Genomic DNA, 20,280 nt, shown 5'->3' on the forward strand with positions numbered 1-20,280 from the left:
CCCATTGAAACTACGTGCCTCCGGCGGGGGCCTCGGCTCCGGGGTGATCGCCACGAGCAAGAGCCGGGTCCGCGGCAGTACCCACCACGCGGCGGTCATTCTCATGAGCGGCCGACACTTGGCCGACCAGGAGTTCCCCGCCACCCCCGACGGCTGGCCAGCCCGGCTGGATGACGATGCTGGACCGCGTCCCTGAGAGTCCGATCCCCATGGTCGGCGTCGCACAGTTCTATGCACTCGATACCGGAGATTCCCTTTCCTGAGGGAACCGATCTGCTTCAGTAGGGCGGCCTGTACCTCCACCGTTCGGCCGCATGTCGGCCACGGCTCATTGGACGGCCAGAGCAGCGGACGTGGAGGACACGGGACTCGCTCCTGCTCCACTGCTGGTCTGGCGTCGCGCCTCCGACTTGACCGATGTTCTCGCTGAACCGCCGATGCGGGATCACACCACGCCCGACGGCGGTCCTGAGACCCCGGTGGCCGATCTCAGCTACGAGGACTACCTGCCACGCACTGGCTGAGGTGGAAGCCTGATCGTCCCGCCTGCCACGACCCAGGCAAGCCCAGCAGACCGGCTCCTATGGCTCAAGCCCGTCTGCGAGACGTTCTTCACCTACTACAACCACCGTCACTCCGGGATCGGGCTGCACACCCCGGCCTCGGTGCGCTCGCTCGCGTCCTGGATGAGCGCACCCGCCACGTGTGTGTACCGCTCGGTCGTGGTCACCCGGGCGTGCCCGAGGATCTCCTGAACAACGCGGATGTGGACACCCTGCTCGACGAGGAGGGTCCCGGCGGGGGCGCATTGCTGTGACGGACGTCGTCCTGGCCAGGTCACGAAGAATGATGACGCAGCGCAGTCGTTTGCTGCATCGCCACTCGCATCGGGATGCCGACGTGCCCAGCGATCAAGAATGTGATGATTGATTCATGAGCTATGACCTCGCCGTCCTCGGCATGAGCGGGCTCGCCGATGCCCAGACGGCTCGTCAGATGTTCGATCGTTGCAGTTCCGCGCACCATGCCGAAGGCGAACTTGATGAGCGGATCGTCGCCTTCTACGAGGAGTTGCGTGCGCACTTCCCCGACTATCCGCCATACGGCCCCGAGAATCCGTGGATGTCGATGCCCTTATCCGTTGGCATCGACCATGTGATCATGCACCTGAGCTACTCGGAACGTAGCACCCCGGCACTCGAAAAGATCACGGAGCTGGCGGCGCTGCACGGTCTGGTTGTCTACGATCCGCAGTTCGACGAGGTGTTCGTCCTCGAGGAAGGGCTTGATCACCCGCACACCATCTCCCTGGACGTGAACAGACCTATCTACTGCCCGTAGGAGAATCGGAGCTGAGCGTTGATCAGGAAGTTGAGCCGATAGCGCAGATGGCCGATGACAGCCTGTTCTGGAACTTCCCCAGGCGTTAACAACGTCCAACGCAGTGCGCATCCGTTCTCAGCTGGCCTGATGTCGAACCGGATCTCATCATCGGGCCTTTCAGGCCACAACGACGACCAGACCACGAGTTCCGGCTTCACCGCCTGAAGGATGCGAGGGTCAACCTCGTCGGGATGCAGATCGAGCCATTGGCGCCCACCGGGTCGCCGCGGGTCGGCCAGACTCTCCCACACGATATGGGGAGGCGGCGGTTGCTTACGCTCTCGCGAACCCAGCTCGATCACTTCAACAGTTTAGAGATCGGTCCAGCCCTCGCCTGATGGCAGGTTCACCAGTTTGGAAGATTTGGGCCGTGCTGCGCTTCTCGGCGGCTATTTGGCCGGCGCGCTGGGGCTGCGCACGAGTCTGCTGCTGACCGCTGTCGCGCTGGCGCTGTCTCCGTTGTTCATGGCCCTGTCCCCCCTCACCCGCCTGGGGAGGGACCTTCCTGGTACGGCGGCTGATATTGGATCGCCCCGGGCAGGCGGATCATCATGCTGACTGTGTTCCGCAAGCAGCGGATGCGCGAGTCCGCCGAGATCGAGGGTGCGTGGCGGGCCATGCAGCGGTGCATCGCTGAGGCCCACACGGCAGATGAGGAGTGAGCGGCGTGGGGGAGCGTAAGACGTGGGCCGGCAAGCGGGCTGACATCATGAGCCGTCCTGGGGCGGGATCGGCGTATGAGGCGGCCAGGATCCGGTTCGAACTGGGTGAGGCGGTACGGCTGCGGCGTGAGCAGCTCGGACTGACCCAGACCGAGCTGGCCGAACGCACAGGGTTGAAGCAGCCGGCGGTGGCACGGTTCGAAACGGGTGGGACCATGCCGACCATTCCGATGCTGGAGAGGCTCGCGGAGGCTCTGGAGATGCGGTTGACCGTCCAGTTCCGGCCGCAGCGAGAGGCAAGCTGACCTTGCTGAAGCAGTGTTCAGGGCTGTGGGGTGCCGAAGCCGGAACGGCGACTGAGCAGCAGCAGAAACGATCAGGGCCCGGGTTGGGAAACCTTCCTGACGTGGGCCTTCATGATGAGAGCGGGTGACGGGAATCGAACCCGCGCTGTGTGGTTCCCGCGGTGCAGTGGTCTCAGAGCTTGTACAGCTTTTTGTATGGTGTCGTGATTCGTTCCTGCCGCGATCCGAAATCGATGACCACGGCGACCTCGTCTTCTACACCGATGACGACGCCAAGGCCGTACCGATCGTGGGTCACCTGGTCGTTCACGCTGAACCGCTCGGCAGGCGGGGCGGGGGGCGGGGGTTTGAAGGGGCTTGTGGGCAGGTGACGGCGGGTCTCGCCGTTAGCTGGCTTCATCTCCTCCAGTATGTGCCGCCTGTGAGTGCGCTCGCGACAAAAGCTCGACAAGCTCGCTAAAATGATCAAGACCTGATTCGGAACTGGCGGGACGGTGTTCGTAGTCGCGGACCAGGGCGGCGGTGATAGGCGAGGATGCCGTAGGTCTGCTCCACCACCCACCGCTTTGCGCTCGATGATCTCCACGTCGATGCCGAGCGAGGCGCCGTGGGTGACGACCGCGTTCTTGAATCCCTTGTCGACCAGGGCCTTGCGCACGGTGTCGGTCTGCGCGGCGACCCGGTCCAGCACGTCCACGGCCAGGCCGCGCTTGCGCCCGGGCACTTTCTTGCCCGCGTCTCGGCCCGTCGTGTCCGACGGCACCCCGGCCGCCGCGTGCACGCTTTGGGTGTCCAGCACCACCAGGCTCGGATCGGCTAATCGCCGGTGTTTCTCCCGTGTCTGCCAGCGCAGCAGGTCGTGATCTTCCCGGAGGTCCCCGGCTTCCGCGCGTTCGGCGTCCTGGTGCTTCTTGTGCTCGCGGAGGATGGGCAGCAGCTCGGGCGGGCACTGGAGGGTCAGCCTGCTCCGGCCCTTGCGTTGCCGAAAGACGATGCCGCCGCTGGTGCGCTTCGGGCAGCGGTCGGCGTGGCCGGTGCATCCCTTGCGGCATGTCCTCGTCGGGCAGACGTGGCCGCGTCGCGCATGCTCAGGAGCGAGTCGATCAAGGCGGCGCCTGCGGCGCCGCTCGCCGCGCTCGCTCCGGGCTCTGCCTTGGAAGGCCCGCCCGGCGCGGCGGCGACAGGCGGGAAGGCCCCTGACCGGCCGTTCTCGCCGCCTGGGGCGCGGATCCGGTGATTGCCCGCAGCGGGGCATGCCAGCATGGGCCGCATGCCTAGCGACCGCACTCCCCCCGGCGGGATCTCCACCAGGCTCGTCTCGCTGTCTGCTGACTCTGCAGATCCGCCGGGGATCAACGACTATGACAGCTTCGCCGAGGCGTACACGGCCTCAAACGAGAACAACCTCATCAATGCTTACTACGAGCGCCCCGCGATGCTGGCGCTGGCGGGGGACGTGGCTGGCCGACGCATTCTCGACGCTGGCTGCGGCTCCGGCCCCCTGTTCGCGGCGCTGCGCGACCGGGGCGCCATCGTGACCGGCATCGACAAAAGCGCCAGGATGCTGGAGCTGGCCCGGCGGCGGCTCGGTGACGACGCGGACGTGCAGGTGGCCGAGCTGGGCAGCCCGCTTCCCTTCCCCGACGACACGTTCGACGACGTCACGGCTTCCCTGGTATTGCACTACCTGGAGGACTGGGGCCCGGCACTAGCCGAGCTGCGGCGCGTGCTCAAGCCCGGCGGGCGGCTCATCGTCTCTGTTGACCACCCCTTTGCAGAGAACCTGTTGCATCGCGAGGCCGGCCTCGAGCCCGATTATTTCGCGACCTACAACTATGTCGACGAGTGGACCGTGGGCGGCCAGACCGCGCTGCTGAGTTTCTGGACCCGGCCGCTGCATGCGATGACCGACGCCTTCACCGCGGCCGGCTTCCGGATAACGGTCATCAGCGAGCCAGCGGTCGCGCCGGATACCCCCCGCGAGCTGCTCCCTGACCGCATCGCGGACAGGCGGCGCTTCCTGTGCTTCCTGTTCTTCGTCCTGCACGCCAGCTAAGCGCCAGGCAAGCAGTCGGCCATGGTGTCTGGGGACGTTGCTCCGCTGCTCTCCTGAACGATGCGGATGTGGACGCCTTGCTCGACGAGGAGGGTGCCGGCGGTGTGGCGGGCATCGTGGAGACGGGCTTCCCTGACCCCGGCTTGCTTGAGCAGCGCCTTCCACATCTTGTAGTCCTCGCTGCGTTCCATGGGCCGTCCACGGCGGGTGGGGAACAGCAGGTCGTGATCTTCCCAGAGGTTGTCGGCTTGCGCGCGTTCGGCGTCCTGGAGTTTCTTGTTCTCGCGGAGGATGGGCAGCAGCTCCGGCGGGCACTGAAGGGTCATGCCTTCCGGACATCCCGGCCGCCTCGGCCTCGTCTGATGTCACACAGGTGTGTACGGCGTCCAGGTGATGACGAATGCGGTAACCAGCAGGAGCGGAATGACCTGCACCAATGCGATGTCCCTTCGGCGACGCCTCCACGCCACAGCAGCAACCACCAGCAGAATCAAGGCCACGGCTACCGATAACGTGTAAGTAACAGCGGAGCGGAAATTCATTTCCGCCAGCCATTCGGCGGGAGTCGGATCTCCCCGCCCGTCACACCACACATTGGCTCCATCGCAGAGCTCCCCCCGGAGGTGAACACTGCTTCGAATCCACCCCGCCACCAAGAGAAGGAGCACGTCTCCAATCAAAACCGCGCCGACAGACACAACTCGCTTAGTCGCTGAAACTTCCCCGGCTTCTTGATCCCACATCCTTTGATCGTACGAAAGACATGCCTCCGGCGGGGGCCTCGGCTCCGGGGTGATCGCCGACGAGCAGGAACCAGGTCCGTAGCTGGCTGAGGTGGAGCCCGCGCATCCCTTCTGCCACCGACTCAGCCAAGCCCAGTAGATCGGCTCCTACGACTCAAGCCCGTCTGTGACCGCTGGTATCCGTTCAATCGCGGTGATTACGAGCAGGCCGACTTCCTGTTCGTCGCCGGGCAGATCCGGGAGCACAAGGTCTGGGGCGCCACTGTCCGGGCCAAGGAACAACGCATCGAGATGGCGAATCAGGATCGCGAAAGATTGAGGCCGGCGAGTTGGGAATGCCGCCTGAATTCCGGCGAATACCGTTGATCGATCTGTTGCTGGAGCTCGTTTCCGGCATTACGCGATCATGAGATGATCTCGACCATGCCTCCTCTTTATCCTGTTGCGACCGGGTTCCTCATCACCTCACTTGCGCTCCGCATCAACGGGTTCGACATCCTCGTCGATGCCGTCGGATGGTTGCTTGTGGTTTTCGGGCTCTCACACATGGAAGCGTCGATCGATCCCGTCTTCGGCAAGGCCAAGGTGGCCGCCATCGTGACGTTGGTGCTCTCGGCCGCGGAGCTCGTCGGGCTTACGGTGCACGTTGTCATCGGCCTGCTGTATGGGCTGAGCAGAATGGCCACGATATGGCTGGTGGCAGAGGGCATCATCACCCGTGCACAAGCTTTCGGCGACGTCTCCACCGCTTCGACCTTCAACGCCCTCCGTTGGGTTCTGGCGATAGTCAGCGTCGTCGGATGGCTGATCGGTTACACCGGCGCCCCGGTGCCAATCATCGCACTCATCGTGGTGATCATCGGATTGGGCGCAATCCTGTGGTTCACCATCTGCCTGTACAGGTCGGCACGCCTGCCCTACCTGGTGTCAGCTTCTCGGCCCTGAAGGTGCCGAGCTTGCAGTTCCTCGCCGTACCTGGCGGCAAACGGCATCGCCCACCAAGCACCTGGCGCGTGACCGTACAGCCAGCGCGCGGGCCGCTCCATGGACTCGTTGGCGAGGATCACGTCCCCGGACGGGCCGGGAAGTTACGATCGGTTAATGACCGAAATGACCGAAACCGCGCCCGGCTGGCTCTCTCCCGAGGAGCTGGAGTCCACCCGCGCGCGGATGCCGATCCTCTATGTGGACGCCGTGCCGGTACGTGTCGACGACACGGGAGTGGTCACGCATGTCGGCCTGCTGCTGCGCATCGGATCGGACGGGACGGTCAGCCGCGCCCTCGTGTCCGGCCGCGTGCTGCACCATGAACGTGTCCGCGACGCGCTCATGCGTCATCTGGAGAAGGACCTCGGCCCGACGGCGCTGCCCCGCGTCCCCGCCTCTCCACAGCCGTTTACCGTCGCGGAGTATTTCCCGACGCACGGCATCACGCCATATCACGATCCCCGGCAGCACGCGGTGTCTCTCGCCTACGTCGTCCCGGTGGCGGGTGACTGCCGTCCTCGGCAGGATGCTCTCGATCTCGTCTGGTTCACGCCGGAGGAGGCCGCGTCGCCGCTCGTGCAGCAGGAGATGGCCGGCGGGCAGGGCATCCTGCTGAAGCAGGCCCTCGCGTACGTTGGCTGCCTCTCCTGACCCGCCAGACTCCTGACCCGCCAGACTCCTGACCCACCAGACTCCTGACCCGCCGGATTCCTGCATGTGCCAGGCGCCTACGACGGACCGACGCGGCTGACCATCTGTACATGTGATGATCAGCCGCGCCGGCATACGACAGGTCAGGGGCGAGGCCGTCGCCTGAGAAGGCGCCATCCCGCGAAGGCGATCGCGGCACCGGCCCCGGCGCCGGCGGCTCCCGTGTAGATCCCGGCCGGAGCCGGAGCCGGAGCCGGAGCCAGAGCCGGAACGCCGCCGGAGGCACCGGAGGCGCCAGGCGTGAGGGTGACGGTGGGTGACGGCGTGACGCCAGGCGTGAGGGTGACGGTGGGCGACGGCGTGACGGTGGGCGCCGGGGCCCGTTTCGGCTTGCCGAGAGCGGTGAGGAGCGCGCTGTCCAGACGCTCCCCGTTGTAGCCGTCCTGGTTGCGCACGATCCCGTCCTTCGGGCGGAGCGGGCCCGTGCCGCGGCGGACCTCGCGGTTCCCCGCGCACAGCGAGGTGTGCAGGCGCACCCCCGGGTCGATATCGAACAGGCCCGACTGGCCCGCGGCGGCGAACACCAGGTAGCGCGACCCCACCGTGAAGTCGACTCCGCACGCGGCGCTGTCGGCGTTGGTGGCGATCTCGTACGTCGCGCTCGGCGCGCCCTTGTAGATCTGGTCGGCTCGGAAGGTGTAGACGAGCGGCGGAGGCGGACCGAGGGGGTCGCCGCCGCTGACGCGGCGGACTGCCGTCACCGTCCCGGTGAACACGGCGGCCGACCCCTTCATCTGCTGGGACGGCTTGAGCGGCGCGCAGGAGCAGGCGCACGCCGTACTGGGGGTGAACGCGACCGTCCCTAAGATCAATAGAAGGACGGCGAGCAGTCGGTGTCTCATGCTCCTATCACGTACACGCCCGCGAGCCGGTTCGGCGGTCGCCACGCTGGTCGCCACCAGCGACGATGCCGATCCCGGCCGCTGTGGGAAGGGTGTGCCACTCTGCCGTGGAAGACGCCGATGCCCGGGTAGGGGGCTCGGCTCCCCTCACGCGTACGTCCGTGATCGAGGAAGCGAGCGCCGCCGCACCCGGGCATCGCGGCGCGGTGTGAACGGGCCTTACGGCTTGCGGCCCACGCCGCCGAACTGGAACACGTCGCGGTCCTGGAAGCTGGTCTCCGGCTCGGGCCGCCACTTGGGCAGCGACACCATGCCGGGCGTCAGCAACTCCATCCCCGTGAAGAACTCCTCAAGCTGTTCGGGGGTGCGCAGGGTGAGCGGGGAGGCGTTGCTGGCATTCCACTTGGCCGCGGCGTCGTCCATCGACGGGCTGTGGACGCTGTGCGCGATCGCCATGTAGCTGCCGGAGGGGAGCGCGTCCCGCAGCGCGCCCACCGCGGCGTGCGCGGTCTCGGTGTCGGGGACGAACTCCAGCACGCCCATCAGCATCAGCGCGATGGGACGCGAGAAGTCGAGCGTGCGCGCCGCCTCCTCCAGGATGGGCTCCGGCTTGCGCAGGTCGGCGTCGATGTACGCGGTGGCCCCCTCGGGGGTGCTCTGCAGCAGCGCCCGGGCGTGGACGAGCACGATCGGGTCGTTGTCGACGTAGACGATCCGCGCCTTGGGGTTGACCCGCTGCGCGACCTCGTGGGTGTTGTCCGCGGTCGGGATGCCGGTGCCGACGTCGAGGAACTGGTCGATGCCGGCCTCGCCGGCGAGGTGGCGGACGACCCGGCCGATGAACTGGCGCTCCGCCCGCGCGTTGACCGGCAGGTCCGGCATGACCTTCACGATCTCGTCGCCGACCGCGCGGTCGGGCGCGTAGTTGTCCTCGCCGCCCAGCCAGTAGTCCCATACTCGGGCCGAATGCGGGACGGAGGTGTTGATGCGTGCCAGCACCTCGTTGTCGAACTCGCGGGATTCCCCACCCATCACAGCCTCCTCATCGGCGTCGAAGACGGCACGCCCACGAGATCAACTTAGGCGATCAGGCTCCTGCTAGGCCCGGCAAATCACGACACATCAGGGTATTTCGCGCCATTGTCGTCAAGTTGTACGACTCCCTGGTGTCGAGGGCGCCGGCTCCGGAGGGCGCCCGACCCGAGCGCGATCGGGCCTTTCCGGTAATGAATCCGAAGCGTGAGCATGGTGGTACTAAGGGTGAAATCGGGAAATTGCCGGGGTACAGGAGACCTATCTTCCGCAACTCGGTTGGAGGGACCATGGGTCGCTTCGGGGTCGTCCGTATCGGGGTGGCTTGTGCGGGCATGGTGGCGCTCGCGGCCTGCCAATCCACAGAGTCCAAGACGGCGGCGCACGCGACGCCCAACGCGAAGGCGGCGGCCGCTTCCGCCGAACTGACGCGGAAGGCGAACATGGCCGCCGCCGCCAAGGTGAAAGCCAACGAGCTGGGCGTGATCCCAGTGATCATGTATCACCGGGTCACCGCCAAGCCCGGCGGGACCGACGACCGCACGCCCGCGCAGTTCCGCGCCGAGCTGGAGCGCCTCGCCTCCGAGAACTACGTGCCGATCACCGCGGCCGAGTACGTCACCGGGAAGATCGGCATCCCCGCGGGCACCCACCCGGTCGTGCTGACCTTCGACGACTCCTCGCCGTCGCAGCTCACGCTGGACGCGATGGGCAAGCCCATGCCGGACACCGCGGTGGGCATCCTGTTCGACGTCGCAAAGAAGCACCCCGGATTCCGGCCCGTCGGCACCTTCTTTGTGATCCGCGACATGTTCGGGAAGTTCAGCCCCGAGGAGCGTACTCAGGTCCTCAGCTGGCTGCACGACAACGGATTCGACATCGGCAACCACACGCGCGACCACCTGAACCTGCTCGGGAAGTCCGAGAAGGAGGTGAGCGAGCAGATCGCCGCCGGCCAGAAGCTCATCACGGATCTGGACAAGAAGGTCCAGGTCCACACGCTGGCCCTGCCGTACGGCAACCAGCCGCGGGACAAGCAGTGGGCGCTGCACGGCTCCGCGAACGGCGTGCGGTACGACTACCAGGGGGTGTTCCTGGCGGGGTACACGCCCGCGCCCTCGCCGTTCAGCAAGGAGTTCAACCCGGTCGGGATCCCGCGGATCCGGGCGATGGACAAGAAGGGCGACTGCGTCAAGTTCTGCTCGACGGCCTGGCTGGACGAGCTCAAGGCACACCCGGATGAGCGTTACACCTCCGACGGCAACATCGCGACGGTGGCATACCCGAAGTTCAAGGCGCCTTTCATGGCTAAGAACTTCGCCTCCAACGCCCTGCCGTACTGACCGGGTCCGTCGGCGCCGGCCTGTGCTCGGACGGTCGCGGCCTCTCAGTCACGGTCGTGCGCCTGGCGGCGGCCCTCCTCCAGGAACGCGGTGACCGCGTCGGCGCCGCCCAGCTCGGATATCGGGCGGGCCGCGCCGAAGGTCATGTTCCAGAACGCGCCCTCCCTGGCCTGCCAGGGGCCCACGTAGGCGTACGGCTCCTCGATCGTGCTGTTTCCGAGGGACACGCCGTAGTTGATCTCGTCGCTACTGACGCCCAGGTCGAAGTGCTCGGGCCACAGCACCGGGGTCAACTCGGGGTCCAGGCGGCGCAGGGCCGTTTCGCCGATGGCCAGGCAGTCCGCGATGTATTCGACGGCGGCGGGATCGACCTCCACGCGCTCGTCGGCCTGGACGCCGGATCCGTCGCGGTAGAGCCCCTCGGGCGCGCCCACCTGGACGCCGGCGGCCTCGGCCAGCCCGGCGAAGGTGACGTCCCGGAGGGGAAGGACCAGCCCGGTCCCCGTCACCAGCGTGTCGCCGTCGACCCGCAGGTGGGGTGCGGTGACCGTGGCGAAACCGCCGGAGACCGGGCGGAGCCGGATGGTGCCGCTCAGCCGGTACTGCGGGCCGGCCAGCACGAGTTCGGCCACTCCGTGCAGGACGCGCCGCGTCCTCGGCAGATCTTGGATGCGCATCCTCGTCTCCTCCTCAGCTCGGCCGTACCACACCATCGTGTCCGACGGAGCGGCCGGGGGAGCGTTTCCGTGCGGAGTAGGCTGGCGGTGAAGTCCGCACGACGTCTATGGGGGCGGGCCGATGGTGACCAGTGAGCCCACATGCGAGCTTCATCTCCGGATGGTCGGGCAGCTGCACGACCTCGTGTTGCGCGTGCACAAGCCGCCGCTGACCGAGGACGAGGTGGCCCGCTGGATGCAGTCGGGCGCGGTGGTCCGGCTTGAGGTCTCCGAGATGGGCACCCAGGTCGCGCACAGCATGCTGGTGAACTTCGGGAACATCGGGTTCGCCTGGCTGCTTCCCTACCGCGGGGGGCGCGGCCTGAGCTTCTGACGGATCACTCGCGGGGGATCCCGTCGCCGAGGTGCGCGGGCCCGTGCGGATCGGCGCAGTGGTCGGTGTAGTGGTCGGCGTGCCGATCGGCCGTGCGGCCGTGCGGCCGAATGGACAGGACGTCCGGGGACGCGTGGTCGACCTGGAGCGTCGTGTGCTCGATGCCGTACTCCTCGCGCACGAGCCGCTCGGCGGCCAGCCGTACGGCGTGGCAGTCGGCGCCGGGCGCGACGAGGATGTGCGCGGACAGCGCCGGGTAGCCGGAGGTCACCTCCCAGACGTGCAGGTCGTGCACCTCGACCACCGTGTCGAGCGCGGCCGTCCTGCGCCCGATCTCGGCCGGGTTGATCCCGTCGGGCGCCGCCTCCATGAACACTCGGGCCGAGGCGCGGACCAGGCCCCAGCCGGCCTTGAGCATCAGCGCGGCGACGACCAGGGCGGCGACGGCGTCGGCCCGGCCCCACCCGGTCAGCCAGACGACCAGGCCGGCGACGGTGGTCGCGATGAACGCGTAGAGGTCGTTGAGGATGTGTTGGAAGGCGCCCTCGACGTTGAGGCTGCCCCGGTCGGCCCGGGCGAGCAGCCAGGTGGCGGTGATGTTGACGGCGATCCCGGCCAGGCCGGTGGCGACGACGTAGACGCCCTGGACCTCGGGCGGCGTGACCAGCCGACGCGCGGCCTCGTAGACGAAGTAGGCGCTGAGCAGCAGCAGGGTGATGCCGTTCAGCTGGGCTGAGATGATCTCGGCGCGTTTGAGGCCGTAGGTGAACCCGCCCTGCGGCGGGCGGGCGGCGATCCGCATCGCGACCAGCGCGAGCACGATGGCGATGGCGTCGGTGAGCATGTGGCCGGCGTCGGAGATCAGGGCGAGCGAGCCCGCGATGACGCCGATGACCACCTCGACGGCCATGAAACCGATGATCAGCAGGAGTGCCGCGGTCAGGAGGCGCCGGTCGGCCCCCGCGCTCACACCGTGCCCGTGCCTGTGGCTGTTCCCGCGACCGTGGCTGTGACTGTTCCGGTGCCCGTGGCTGTTCCCGTGCCCGTGTGCATGTCCGTGTCCGTGTCCGTGACCGTTCCCAGGATCCTGTCCATGACCGTGGCCGTGGTCCGCCATCGTACGGATCCCTCTCGTTTTGTCCCGTTATGCGAGCTTAGCGCGCGGGGCTGGAAATAATCGAGCCTTTGTCAACGATCTGTAAGCATCCGGCTACGTTAAGTGAGCATCATAGGTCGTATGGCAGTCAGCCTTCCCAACGCGCTGGGCACCTCGCTCCTGGTGATCACGATGCTCGATCCCTCGGCGGGGCCGACCCACCTGGCCATCTCGTCCTCCTGCCCCGCCCCCAGGCTCGCTTCCCATAGGGGATACGGGACGGAGAACACGCTCGCGGCATTCGCGAGCGCGCTGGACGCGGGCTCCGAGCAGGTCGAGTTCGACGTCCACTTCACCAGCGACCACCAACCCGTGCTGATGCACGACGCCACGGTGGACCGTACGACCACGGGAACGGGACGGGTCGCGGACATGACGCTGGCGGAGTTCCGCGCGCTGCGCACCGCGAACGGCGAGCGGCCCCCGACCCTGGCGGCCGCGTTGCGGCTGGTCCGGGACCGGGGCGGCCGCGCCATGGTGGAACTCAAGGAGGTTCCGGACGCGGAGGACGTGCGCGAGCTGCGCGAGATCTACACCCTCCTGAACGCCCGCCGATGGGCGAGCATGACGTCCTTCATCCCCGCCGCGCTGCGGGCGGTGGGCTCCATCGGGGCCGCACGTGGACTGCTGTCGTCGTCCGCGCTCAGCGTGTCGGCCGCCAAAGGGTTCTCCTTCGTCAGCGTCCGGTACGACCGGCTGACCACGGCGCTGGTGCAGGAGTACCGCGCGGCCGGCTTCCCCGTGTACGCGTTCACCCCCAACGACGAGGTCGCCTGGCGGCGCCTGGCCGATTACGGCGTGAGCGGCGTCGTGACCGACCGGACCCCCGCCTACCTGGACTGGGCCAGGTCGGTGTGTCCGGTCCCGGTCACGGACTGAGCAGGACCTTGATCGCGCCGTCGCGCTTCTTCTGGAAGATCTCGTAGCCGTGCGGCGCCTGGTCGAGCGGCAGGCGGTGCGTGGCGAGATCCATCACACCCAGCGGGTCCGCGTCGTCCTCGACCAGCGGCAGCAGCGTGTCGATCCAGCGCTTGACGTGCGTCAGGCCCATGCGCAACGTGATGCCCTTGTCGAACATCCGCAGCATGGGCATCGGGTCGGCCATGCCGCCGTAGAGGCCGATGATCGATATGGTGCCGCCGCGCCGTACCGTCTCGATCGCGTGGTGCAGCGCGGAGAGCCGGTCGACGCCCGCGGTCTCCATCAGCGGCGCGGCGACCCGGCCCGGCAGCATGCCGGTGATGCTCTGCGCGAGCTTGGCGAACGGGGAGCCGTGTGACTCCATGCCGACCGCGTCGATCACCGAGTCGGGGCCGCGGCCGTCGGTGAGGTCGCGGATCGCCTCGGGGACGTTGCCGTGGCTCGGCACGTCCACGGTCTCGACGCCGTGCCTGCGGGCCATGGCGAGCCGCTCGGGCACGCCGTCCACCGCGATGACGCGGTGCCCGAGGTGCCGCGCGATGCGGGCGCACATCTGACCGATGGGGCCGAGGCCGAAGATCGCGACGGAGCCGCCGCCGGGAATGTCGGCCCACTCGACGGCCTGCCAGGCGGTGGGCAGGACGTCGGAGAGGTAGACGTAGCGCTCGTCCGGAGGCCCCTCCGGGACCTTGATCGGGCCGAAGTGGGCCTGCGGGACGCGGAGGTACTCCGCCTGCCCGCCGGGCACCTCGCCGTACAGCTTGGTGTAGCCGAACAGGGCCGCGCCCATCCCGTGGTCGCGGACCTGGGTCGTCTCGCACTGGGCGAAGAGCTTCCGGTCGCACATGAAGCAGTGCCCGCACGAGATGTTGAACGGGATGACCACCCGGTCGCCCGGCTTGATGTTCTTGACCTCGGCGCCGACCTCCTCGACGATGCCCATCGCCTCGTGGCCGAGGACGTCACCCTCCAGCATGAACGGCCCGAACAGCTCGTAGAGGTGCAGGTCGGAGCCGCAGATCCCGGACGTGGTGACCTTGATGATGGCGTCGGTGGCTTCCTTGATCGACGGGTCCGAGACCTCCTGGACCCGTACGTCGCGCTTTCCGTGCCAGGTGAGTGCCTTCATGTGGCCCCCGCCTACCCTGTCCTCGGCCGTCAAACAGGACAGTGGGGTTCTCGCCCGTGAAGTCAGTGCTCTGTGAAGTCAGCGCTCCGTGAACGCGACCGGTTCGCTGAAGGACATCAGCCGGAACCCCGTGACGACCTCGGGGTGGATCCGGATCACGTGGTCCATGTTCCCGAAGACCCACGGCCGCAGCATCGAGGTGTAACGCTCGATCTCGCCCTGGTCCCGGACGAGCCGGGCCGTGCCGAGGACGATCACGCTCCAGCCGAGATGGTCGTGCGGGTCGATCGCGTCGGCCTCGTACGCGACCACGGTGCCGTCGCCGTCGGCCGCCGAGGTGATGGCCGCGCCCAGATGGGTGCGAATAATGATGTCGCCGTCGTCGAGAATGTGGTTGACCGGCCGGATCGCGGGGAGCGCGTGCAACGTGAACACCACGCGGCCCATCGCCACGGAGGCGAGCAGCCGCAGCGACTCGTCCCGGGGCAGTTCCCGGAGTTCTCGTTCGTTCATGCCGGATCGCCACGATTCACAAACCCACCATGCCATTGGTAACGCCATGTCCCGCTAGGGACCAAAGTCCTGGAGAAAAGGTCGTTCCTCCCTGACCTGTCTCGTGGGGCCGAAGGTCCTTCAAGCCGGGGACCTCGGTGCCGTCGGGCCCGAGCCGTACGGCACTGCCGTCGATCCCGCCGAGGCGATGGACTTGTGCCATCGCAGCAGAAAGGGAAAGGGGCTCACGATGGCGATCATGGAGCGGGGCAGCCAGCAGAACAGCCGGCAGGCGACGCATGCGGTCCCGGGACCCGGGGCGCACGCCGCAGTGCAGCCGGCGCGCAGACCGGTGAACTACATCTGGGCGGTCGCCCGTTTGGCGATCGGCTGGATCTTCCTCTGGGCCTTCGTCGACAAGCTTCTCGGTCTGGGGTTCGCCACCCCTGAGCAGAAGGCGTGGATCAACGGCGGCAGCCCGACCACCGGGTTCCTTAAGGGAATGGCCGACGGCACCTTCGGCGGCTTCTTCTCGGGCCTCGCCGGGCAGGGCTGGGTCGACTGGCTCTTCATGATCGGCCTGGCCGGGATCGGCACCGCGCTGATCCTGGGCGCGGGCGTCCGCGTCGCCGCGATCACCGGTGGCCTGCTCCTCATGCTCATGTGGGCGGCCGAACTGCCCCTCGCGAACAACCCGTTCCTCGACGAGCACGTGATCTACGCCATCGTCCTCGCCGGGCTCGCCCTGGTGAACGCCGGCGACACCCTCGGCCTCGGTCGCTGGTGGGGCGGAACCGCGCTCGTCAAGCGGTATCCGATCCTCAAGTGACCGAAGTTACCGTCCCCCTTCCACCGCCCGTCCTCGCGAAGAGGGCGGGCGGTGTGCTATGCCCTGAGTGGTATCACTTTGAGAGGGCGCGACATGGCGGACACCGAATTGGGATCATTCCTCCCGCGAATGCGGCTGGACGATCTCCTGGCCGAGCTGCAGAACCGGCTGGAGGCCGTGCTCGCCACCCGGGACCGGGTCCACTCGCTCCTGGAGGCCGTGGTCTCGGTCGGTAGCGAGCTCGACCTGGAGACCGTGCTCCACCGCATCGTCGAGTCGGCCACCGCCCTGGTCAACGCCTCGTACGGCGCGCTCGGCGTGATCGGCGACCAGAGCACGCTGATCCAGTTTGTCCCGGTCGGCCTGACCGAGGAGGAGATCGCCAGGATCGAGCACTGGCCGCACGGGCTCGGCCTCCTCGGACTGCTGATCAAGGAGCCGCAGTCGCTCCGGCTGCGCGACATCGCCGACCATCCCGACTCGCATGGCTTCCCCGCGGGCCACCCGCCGATGCGCTCGTTCCTCGGCGTCCCCATTCGCGTACGCGACGAGATCTTCGGCAACCTCTACCTCACCGAGAAGCGCAACGGCGAGTTCGACGAGGAGGACGAGGCGATCGTCACCGCCCTGGCCACGGCCGCGGGCGTCGCCATCGAGAACGCCCGGCTGTACGAGGAGACCCGGCGCAGGGAGGCGTGGCTGGAGGTCTCCTCCGAGGTGACCACGAGCCTGCTGTCCGGGACCGATCCGCACGACGTGCTGGTGACCCTCGCCCGGCGCACCCGGGAGTTGACCGACGCGGACGTGGTGACGATCTCCTTCGGCGTCGCCCCCGACCTGCTGCGGGTCGAGATCGCCGAGGGGCTCGGCGCGGAGGAGCTGCTCGGCATCGAGCTGCCCGCCGGAGACACGGTGGCGGGGCTGGTGCTGCGTGCCGCGGAGCCGCAGGTCGCCGACTTCAGGTCCTGCCCCGATGCCCCGGAGAATTTCAAGACCGGTCCGTCGCTGTCCGTCCCCCTCGGGAAGGGGCGGCTCGTCCGTGGCGTGCTCGGCCTGGGCAAGCGGACGGGACGCATGCCGTTCAGCGCCGCCGACCTGCGGATGGTCCAGGCCCTCGCGGGTCAGGCCGCCGTCGCGCTCGAGCTGGCCGAGGCCAGGAAGGACGCCGAGCGCCTCGGCCTGCTCGAAGATCGCGACCGCATCGCCAAGGACCTGCACGACGTGGTGATCCAGCGGCTGTTCGCGGCGGCGATGACGCTGATGAGCGTCGTCCGGCTGGTGGAGAAACCGGAGGTCACCGGGCGCGTCCAGCACGTCGTGGACGAGCTCGACGCCACGATCAGGCAGATCCGGTCCACGATCTTCGCTCTGCACACGCCGAGGGAGGAGGCGGCGGCCACGGTGCGCGGGCAGCTCATGGACCTGGTGGAGTCGGCGCGCGGCCATCTCGGGTTCATGCCGGGCGTCCGCCTGGAAGGGGCGCTGGACACCCTCGTCACGCCCAAGATCGCGGACCACCTCCTCGCCGTCCTGCGCGAGGCCCTGTCCAACGTCGTACGGCACGCGCACGCGACCGAGGTGGACGTGACCGTGGACGCCCGTGACAACGTCCTCCTGCTCGAAGTGGGGGACAACGGCGTCGGCGTGCCGGAGGAGGGGCGGCGCAGCGGCCTGCGCAACCTGGCCGAACGGGCGGAGCTCCTCGGCGGCACGTTCGAGGTGCTCCGGCGCGAGCCCCGGGGCACCTGCCTGTCCTGGCAGGTCCCCCTCAGCTGAGGCGCCTCCCGGTGACCAGTTCCGCGCGTATGGAGATGAGCTGGTCGTGGTGGCCTGGCGCCCACGGGGCGAGCGGCAGCCGGGCCAGCCGTACGACCTCGGCGGGCTCCTCGACCAGGCGGGCCGGACCCACGGCGGTCACCGACCAGCCCCTGCGGGTGACCGGATCGAAGTGGTCGGCCTCGAAGGCCACGATCGTGCCGCGCGCGGCGTCCGACAGGCGCGAGCCGGCGGCGGTGCGGAACACCACGTCGTCCCCGTCCAGCATGTAGTTGACGACCTGCACCGCGGGAAGCGCGCGCTCGGTGAACACGACGCGGCCGATCGGTGTCGTGGAAAGCAGAGCCAGGCACTCCGCCCGCGAGAGCTCCTGGAGCTCGGCCATGTCGAGGTTCATGTCTTCAGGGTTTCGCACCCGGATTCTCGCCAGCAGGGACGAAGGTCCCCCCGGTCCCGGCGTTCGGCTCGTTCGGCTCGCTCGTTCGGCTCGCTTCGGCTCGTGTCGGGCAATCAATCTCCCGCTCCCGGGTACTGAGATGTTCATGAATGAACTCGCGCAGATCGACGCATTCTGGCGTGCCGCGAACTACCTGTCGGTCGGGCAGATCTACCTGCTCGACAACCCGCTCCTCAAGGAGCCGCTGTCCCCCAAGGACGTCAAACCGCGGCTGCTCGGCCACTGGGGGACCACCCCTGGGCTGAACTTCTGCTTCGCCCACCTCAACCGGATCATCCGGCAGCGTGACCAGGACATGATCTACGTCGTCGGTCCCGGCCACGGGGGCCCCGCCGCGGTCGCGCACGCCTGGCTGGAGGGCACCTACAGCGAGGTCTACCCCTCCGTCTCGCAGGACGCCCCGGGCATGCGCCGGCTGTTCCGCCAGTTCTCCTTCCCCGGCGGCATCCCGAGCCATGTCGCGCCGGAGACGCCCGGGTCGATCCACGAGGGCGGCGAGCTCGGCTACGCCCTCGCGCACGCGTACGGCGCGGCGTTCGACAACCCGGACCTGGTCGTGGCGTGCATCGTCGGCGACGGCGAGGCGGAGACCGGGCCGCTGGCGGCGAGCTGGCACTCGAACAAGTTCCTCGACCCGACGCGGGACGGGATCGTGCTGCCGATCCTCCACCTGAACGGCTACAAGATCGCCAACCCGACGGTCCTCGCCCGCATCCCGGAGAGCGAGCTGGTCAAGCTCATTGAGGGGTACGGCTACCGCCCGCACATCGTCTCCGGGAACGACCCAGCGGTCATGCACCGCCTGATGGCCGACACGCTCGACGCGGTCTTCGACCAGATCGCGGAGGTCAAGGCGGGATCGGGTGAGCGGCTGCCGATGATCGTGCTGCGCACGCCCAAGGGCTGGACCGGCCCGCGCGAGGTGGACGGCCTGCCGGTCGAGGGCACCTGGCGGGCCCACCAGGTGCCGCTGGCCGACGTCCGGGATCACCCGGACCGGCTGGCCGCCCTGGAGGAGTGGATGCGCTCCTACCGTCCCGATGAGCTGTTCGACGCCGACGGGCGTCCGGTGCCCGAGGTCACCGTCGGCGTGCCGCACGGGCCGCGCCGGATGAGCGCCAACCCGCACGCCAACGGCGGCGAGCTGCTGCGCCCGCTGGTGCTGCCCGACTTCCGCGACTACGGAGTCGAGGTCAAGGCCCCGGCCACCGCGACCAGCGAGCCCACGCGGATCTTCGGCGCGTTCCTCCGGGACGTGATCGCCGCCAACCCGCGGGACTTCCGGCTGATGGGCCCGGACGAGACCGCGTCCAACCGGCTGCAGGCGGTGTTCGAGGTGACCGACCGGGCGTGGGACGCCGAGCGGCTGCCGACCGACGAGCACCTCGCGCCCGAGGGCCGGGTGATGGAGGTGCTGTCGGAGCACCTGTGCCAGGGCTGGCTGGAGGGCTACCTGCTGACCGGGCGGCACGGCCTGTTCAACTGCTATGAGGCGTTCATCCACATCGTGGACGCGATGTTCAACCAGCACGCCAAATGGCTGGAGTCGTCGCGCAAGATCCCGTGGCGGCGTCCGGTGGCCTCGCTCAACTACCTGCTGTCCTCGCACGTATGGCGCCAGGACCACAACGGCTTCAGCCACCAGGACCCCGGGTTCTTGGACGTGGTCATGAACAAGAAGGCCTCGGTCGTGCGCGTCTACCTGCCGCCGGACGCCAACACGCTGCTCTCGGTCGGGGACCACTGCCTGCGGTCGCGCGACTACGTGAACGTCGTGGTCGCCGGCAAGCAGCCGACACTCGACCTGTTCACCATGCCGGAGGCGGTGGCGCACTGCACCCGAGGCCTCGGCATCATCGAGTGGGCCTCCAACGACGAGGGCGTGGAGCCCGACGTGGTCCTCGCCTGCGCCGGCGACGTGCCCACCATGGAGACCCTGGCCGCCGCCGCGCTGCTCCGCGAACACCTGCCCGAGCTGCGGGTCCGAGTGATCAACGTCGTGGACCTGATGCGCCTGCAGCCGCCGAGCGAGCACCCGCACGGCATGTCGGACGCCGAGTACGACACGCTGTTCACCACCGACCGGCCGGTGATCTTCAACTTCCACGGCTACCCGTGGCTGATCCACCGGCTCACCTACCGGAGGGCGGGCCACGACAACCTGCACGTGCGCGGATACAAGGAGGAGGGCACCACGACCACGCCGTTCGACATGGCGATGCTCAACGACATCGACCGCTTCCACCTGGTCCTCGACGTGATCGACCGGGTCCCCGGACTCGGTGCGCGCACCGCCCACCTGCGCCAGCGGATGCTCGACGAGCGGCTGCGCTGCCGTGTCTACACCCGGGAGTACGGTGAGGACGCGCCGGTGATCCGCAACTGGGTCTGGCCGTACTGAGCGGT

The 20,280-nt window shown here is 68.2% G+C and carries 24 protein-coding genes; 12 read left to right on the forward strand and 12 right to left on the reverse strand.

Annotation, left to right across the window (positions count from 1 at the left end; translation table 11 throughout):
* The first annotated feature begins 314 nt into the window (after nt 1–314).
* On the forward strand, nt 315–524 hold the full coding sequence (locus QSK17_RS27050; protein ID WP_285708165.1) for a hypothetical protein: 210 nt from the start codon (nt 315–317) through the stop codon (nt 522–524).
* 107 nt (nt 525–631) lie between these two features.
* Here the strand turns inward: QSK17_RS27050 and QSK17_RS27055 are convergent, their stop codons facing one another.
* Nucleotides 632–841 (reverse strand): tyrosine-type recombinase/integrase, encoded by a 210-nt coding sequence (locus QSK17_RS27055; protein WP_285708166.1) that lies wholly within the window; start codon nt 839–841, stop codon nt 632–634.
* A gap of 92 nt (nt 842–933) precedes the next feature.
* On the opposite strand from QSK17_RS27055, the gene QSK17_RS27060 reads away from it, so the two are divergent.
* Nucleotides 934–1,341, forward strand: a complete 408-nt coding sequence (locus QSK17_RS27060; protein ID WP_285708167.1) for a hypothetical protein — start codon at nt 934–936, stop codon at nt 1,339–1,341.
* On the opposite strand, the gene QSK17_RS27065 is transcribed toward QSK17_RS27060, so the two are convergent.
* Nucleotides 1,329–1,685, reverse strand: coding sequence for an SRPBCC family protein (locus QSK17_RS27065; protein ID WP_285708169.1), 357 nt, complete (start codon nt 1,683–1,685; stop codon nt 1,329–1,331). The two genes, QSK17_RS27060 and QSK17_RS27065, sit on opposite strands and share 13 nt — an antisense overlap.
* Before the next feature lie 365 nt (nt 1,686–2,050).
* Between QSK17_RS27065 and QSK17_RS27070 the strand changes: the two genes are divergently transcribed.
* Nucleotides 2,051–2,350, forward strand: a complete 300-nt coding sequence (locus QSK17_RS27070; protein WP_285708171.1) for a helix-turn-helix domain-containing protein — start codon at nt 2,051–2,053, stop codon at nt 2,348–2,350.
* 172 nt (nt 2,351–2,522) lie between these two features.
* Here the strand turns inward: QSK17_RS27070 and QSK17_RS27075 are convergent, their stop codons facing one another.
* Nucleotides 2,523–3,152 (reverse strand): hypothetical protein, encoded by a 630-nt coding sequence (locus tag QSK17_RS27075; protein WP_285708172.1) that lies wholly within the window; start codon nt 3,150–3,152, stop codon nt 2,523–2,525.
* Nucleotides 3,153–3,620: 468 nt separating this feature from the next.
* Here QSK17_RS27075 and QSK17_RS27080 point away from each other — a divergent pair, with 468 nt between their 5' ends.
* A complete protein-coding gene (locus QSK17_RS27080; RefSeq protein ID WP_285708173.1) occupies nt 3,621–4,406 on the forward strand; it encodes a class I SAM-dependent methyltransferase in 786 nt (261 codons plus the stop codon).
* Here QSK17_RS27080 and QSK17_RS27085 read toward each other — a convergent pair.
* Both QSK17_RS27085 and QSK17_RS27090 read right to left on the reverse strand, forming a co-directional pair.
* A complete protein-coding gene (locus QSK17_RS27085) occupies nt 4,403–4,732 on the reverse strand; it encodes a tyrosine-type recombinase/integrase (RefSeq protein WP_285708175.1) in 330 nt (109 codons plus the stop codon). The genes QSK17_RS27080 and QSK17_RS27085 overlap by 4 nt on opposite strands.
* 39 nt (nt 4,733–4,771) lie before the next feature.
* Nucleotides 4,772–5,149 carry a hypothetical protein gene (locus QSK17_RS27090; RefSeq protein WP_285708176.1) on the reverse strand — a complete coding sequence of 126 codons (378 nt, stop codon included), beginning with the start codon at nt 5,147–5,149 and terminating at the stop codon, nt 4,772–4,774.
* A gap of 411 nt (nt 5,150–5,560) precedes the next feature.
* Here QSK17_RS27090 and QSK17_RS27095 point away from each other — a divergent pair, with 411 nt between their 5' ends.
* Both QSK17_RS27095 and QSK17_RS27100 read left to right on the forward strand, forming a co-directional pair.
* Entirely contained in the window at nt 5,561–6,094 is a 534-nt protein-coding gene (locus QSK17_RS27095) for a hypothetical protein (protein WP_285708178.1), read from the forward strand.
* Nucleotides 6,095–6,250: 156 nt separating this feature from the next.
* On the forward strand, nt 6,251–6,787 hold the full coding sequence (locus QSK17_RS27100) for an NUDIX hydrolase family protein (RefSeq protein ID WP_285708180.1): 537 nt from the start codon (nt 6,251–6,253) through the stop codon (nt 6,785–6,787).
* A 143-nt stretch (nt 6,788–6,930) separates the two neighbouring features.
* Here the strand turns inward: QSK17_RS27100 and QSK17_RS27105 are convergent, their stop codons facing one another.
* The gene (locus QSK17_RS27105) at nt 6,931–7,689 is read right to left on the reverse strand and encodes a hypothetical protein (RefSeq protein WP_285708181.1); all 759 of its coding nucleotides are present in this window, start codon (nt 7,687–7,689) and stop codon (nt 6,931–6,933) included.
* A gap of 219 nt (nt 7,690–7,908) precedes the next feature.
* Nucleotides 7,909–8,721, reverse strand: a complete 813-nt coding sequence (locus QSK17_RS27110) for an SAM-dependent methyltransferase (RefSeq protein ID WP_285708182.1) — start codon at nt 8,719–8,721, stop codon at nt 7,909–7,911.
* A 290-nt stretch (nt 8,722–9,011) separates the two neighbouring features.
* Here QSK17_RS27110 and QSK17_RS27115 point away from each other — a divergent pair, with 290 nt between their 5' ends.
* Nucleotides 9,012–10,064, forward strand: a complete 1,053-nt coding sequence (locus QSK17_RS27115; RefSeq protein ID WP_285708183.1) for a polysaccharide deacetylase family protein — start codon at nt 9,012–9,014, stop codon at nt 10,062–10,064.
* Nucleotides 10,065–10,108: 44 nt separating this feature from the next.
* On the opposite strand, the gene QSK17_RS27120 is transcribed toward QSK17_RS27115, so the two are convergent.
* A complete protein-coding gene (locus QSK17_RS27120) occupies nt 10,109–10,741 on the reverse strand; it encodes a hypothetical protein (protein WP_285708184.1) in 633 nt (210 codons plus the stop codon).
* 160 nt (nt 10,742–10,901) lie between these two features.
* On the opposite strand from QSK17_RS27120, the gene QSK17_RS27125 reads away from it, so the two are divergent.
* On the forward strand, nt 10,902–11,114 hold the full coding sequence (locus QSK17_RS27125; RefSeq protein WP_285708185.1) for a hypothetical protein: 213 nt from the start codon (nt 10,902–10,904) through the stop codon (nt 11,112–11,114).
* Nucleotides 11,115–11,118: 4 nt separating this feature from the next.
* On the opposite strand, the gene QSK17_RS27130 is transcribed toward QSK17_RS27125, so the two are convergent.
* On the reverse strand, nt 11,119–12,084 hold the full coding sequence (locus QSK17_RS27130; RefSeq protein WP_285708186.1) for a cation diffusion facilitator family transporter: 966 nt from the start codon (nt 12,082–12,084) through the stop codon (nt 11,119–11,121).
* Nucleotides 12,085–12,351: 267 nt separating this feature from the next.
* Between QSK17_RS27130 and QSK17_RS27135 the strand changes: the two genes are divergently transcribed.
* Nucleotides 12,352–13,149 (forward strand): glycerophosphodiester phosphodiesterase, encoded by a 798-nt coding sequence (locus QSK17_RS27135; RefSeq protein ID WP_285708187.1) that lies wholly within the window; start codon nt 12,352–12,354, stop codon nt 13,147–13,149.
* Here QSK17_RS27135 and QSK17_RS27140 read toward each other — a convergent pair.
* Nucleotides 13,139–14,320 carry a zinc-dependent alcohol dehydrogenase gene (locus QSK17_RS27140; RefSeq protein ID WP_285708188.1) on the reverse strand — a complete coding sequence of 394 codons (1,182 nt, stop codon included), beginning with the start codon at nt 14,318–14,320 and terminating at the stop codon, nt 13,139–13,141. The two genes, QSK17_RS27135 and QSK17_RS27140, sit on opposite strands and share 11 nt — an antisense overlap.
* 78 nt (nt 14,321–14,398) lie before the next feature.
* Entirely contained in the window at nt 14,399–14,833 is a 435-nt protein-coding gene (locus QSK17_RS27145) for a pyridoxamine 5'-phosphate oxidase family protein (protein ID WP_285708189.1), read from the reverse strand.
* Between the two features lie 238 nt (nt 14,834–15,071).
* On the opposite strand from QSK17_RS27145, the gene QSK17_RS27150 reads away from it, so the two are divergent.
* A complete protein-coding gene (locus tag QSK17_RS27150) occupies nt 15,072–15,641 on the forward strand; it encodes a hypothetical protein (protein ID WP_502889317.1) in 570 nt (189 codons plus the stop codon).
* A 93-nt stretch (nt 15,642–15,734) separates the two neighbouring features.
* Nucleotides 15,735–17,417 carry a sensor histidine kinase gene (locus tag QSK17_RS27155; protein WP_285708191.1) on the forward strand — a complete coding sequence of 561 codons (1,683 nt, stop codon included), beginning with the start codon at nt 15,735–15,737 and terminating at the stop codon, nt 17,415–17,417.
* On the opposite strand, the gene QSK17_RS27160 is transcribed toward QSK17_RS27155, so the two are convergent.
* Nucleotides 17,410–17,814, reverse strand: coding sequence for a pyridoxamine 5'-phosphate oxidase family protein (locus QSK17_RS27160; RefSeq protein ID WP_285708192.1), 405 nt, complete (start codon nt 17,812–17,814; stop codon nt 17,410–17,412). The two genes, QSK17_RS27155 and QSK17_RS27160, sit on opposite strands and share 8 nt — an antisense overlap.
* A gap of 145 nt (nt 17,815–17,959) precedes the next feature.
* On the opposite strand from QSK17_RS27160, the gene QSK17_RS27165 reads away from it, so the two are divergent.
* Nucleotides 17,960–20,275, forward strand: a complete 2,316-nt coding sequence (locus QSK17_RS27165) for a phosphoketolase family protein (RefSeq protein ID WP_285708193.1) — start codon at nt 17,960–17,962, stop codon at nt 20,273–20,275.
* Nucleotides 20,276–20,280 lie beyond the last annotated feature (5 nt).

It is taken from the genome of Microtetraspora sp. NBRC 16547 (assembly GCF_030268965.1).
Taxonomy (GTDB): domain Bacteria; phylum Actinomycetota; class Actinomycetes; order Streptosporangiales; family Streptosporangiaceae; genus Microtetraspora.

Bases quoted from the DNA above. Each gene is read 5' to 3' on its own strand.
- QSK17_RS27090 (WP_285708176.1), bottom strand. From the start codon at position 5,149: ATGTGGGATCAAGAAGCCGGGGAAGTTTCAGCGACTAAGCGAGTTGTG.
- QSK17_RS27095 (WP_285708178.1), top strand. From the start codon at position 5,561: ATGATCTCGACCATGCCTCCTCTTTATCCTGTTGCGACCGGGTTCCTC.
- QSK17_RS27100 (WP_285708180.1), top strand. From the start codon at position 6,251: ATGACCGAAATGACCGAAACCGCGCCCGGCTGGCTCTCTCCCGAGGAG.
- QSK17_RS27050 (WP_285708165.1), top strand. From the start codon at position 315: ATGTCGGCCACGGCTCATTGGACGGCCAGAGCAGCGGACGTGGAGGAC.
- QSK17_RS27150 (WP_502889317.1), top strand. From the start codon at position 15,072: ATGGAGCGGGGCAGCCAGCAGAACAGCCGGCAGGCGACGCATGCGGTC.
- QSK17_RS27080 (WP_285708173.1), top strand. From the start codon at position 3,621: ATGCCTAGCGACCGCACTCCCCCCGGCGGGATCTCCACCAGGCTCGTC.
- QSK17_RS27120 (WP_285708184.1), bottom strand. From the start codon at position 10,741: ATGCGCATCCAAGATCTGCCGAGGACGCGGCGCGTCCTGCACGGAGTG.
- QSK17_RS27135 (WP_285708187.1), top strand. From the start codon at position 12,352: ATGGCAGTCAGCCTTCCCAACGCGCTGGGCACCTCGCTCCTGGTGATC.
- QSK17_RS27145 (WP_285708189.1), bottom strand. From the start codon at position 14,833: ATGAACGAACGAGAACTCCGGGAACTGCCCCGGGACGAGTCGCTGCGG.
- QSK17_RS27115 (WP_285708183.1), top strand. From the start codon at position 9,012: ATGGGTCGCTTCGGGGTCGTCCGTATCGGGGTGGCTTGTGCGGGCATG.
- QSK17_RS27125 (WP_285708185.1), top strand. From the start codon at position 10,902: ATGGTCGGGCAGCTGCACGACCTCGTGTTGCGCGTGCACAAGCCGCCG.
- QSK17_RS27060 (WP_285708167.1), top strand. From the start codon at position 934: ATGAGCTATGACCTCGCCGTCCTCGGCATGAGCGGGCTCGCCGATGCC.
- QSK17_RS27085 (WP_285708175.1), bottom strand. From the start codon at position 4,732: ATGACCCTTCAGTGCCCGCCGGAGCTGCTGCCCATCCTCCGCGAGAAC.
- QSK17_RS27110 (WP_285708182.1), bottom strand. From the start codon at position 8,721: ATGGGTGGGGAATCCCGCGAGTTCGACAACGAGGTGCTGGCACGCATC.
- QSK17_RS27155 (WP_285708191.1), top strand. From the start codon at position 15,735: ATGGCGGACACCGAATTGGGATCATTCCTCCCGCGAATGCGGCTGGAC.
- QSK17_RS27140 (WP_285708188.1), bottom strand. From the start codon at position 14,320: ATGAAGGCACTCACCTGGCACGGAAAGCGCGACGTACGGGTCCAGGAG.
- QSK17_RS27165 (WP_285708193.1), top strand. From the start codon at position 17,960: ATGAATGAACTCGCGCAGATCGACGCATTCTGGCGTGCCGCGAACTAC.
- QSK17_RS27105 (WP_285708181.1), bottom strand. From the start codon at position 7,689: ATGAGACACCGACTGCTCGCCGTCCTTCTATTGATCTTAGGGACGGTC.
- QSK17_RS27160 (WP_285708192.1), bottom strand. From the start codon at position 17,814: ATGAACCTCGACATGGCCGAGCTCCAGGAGCTCTCGCGGGCGGAGTGC.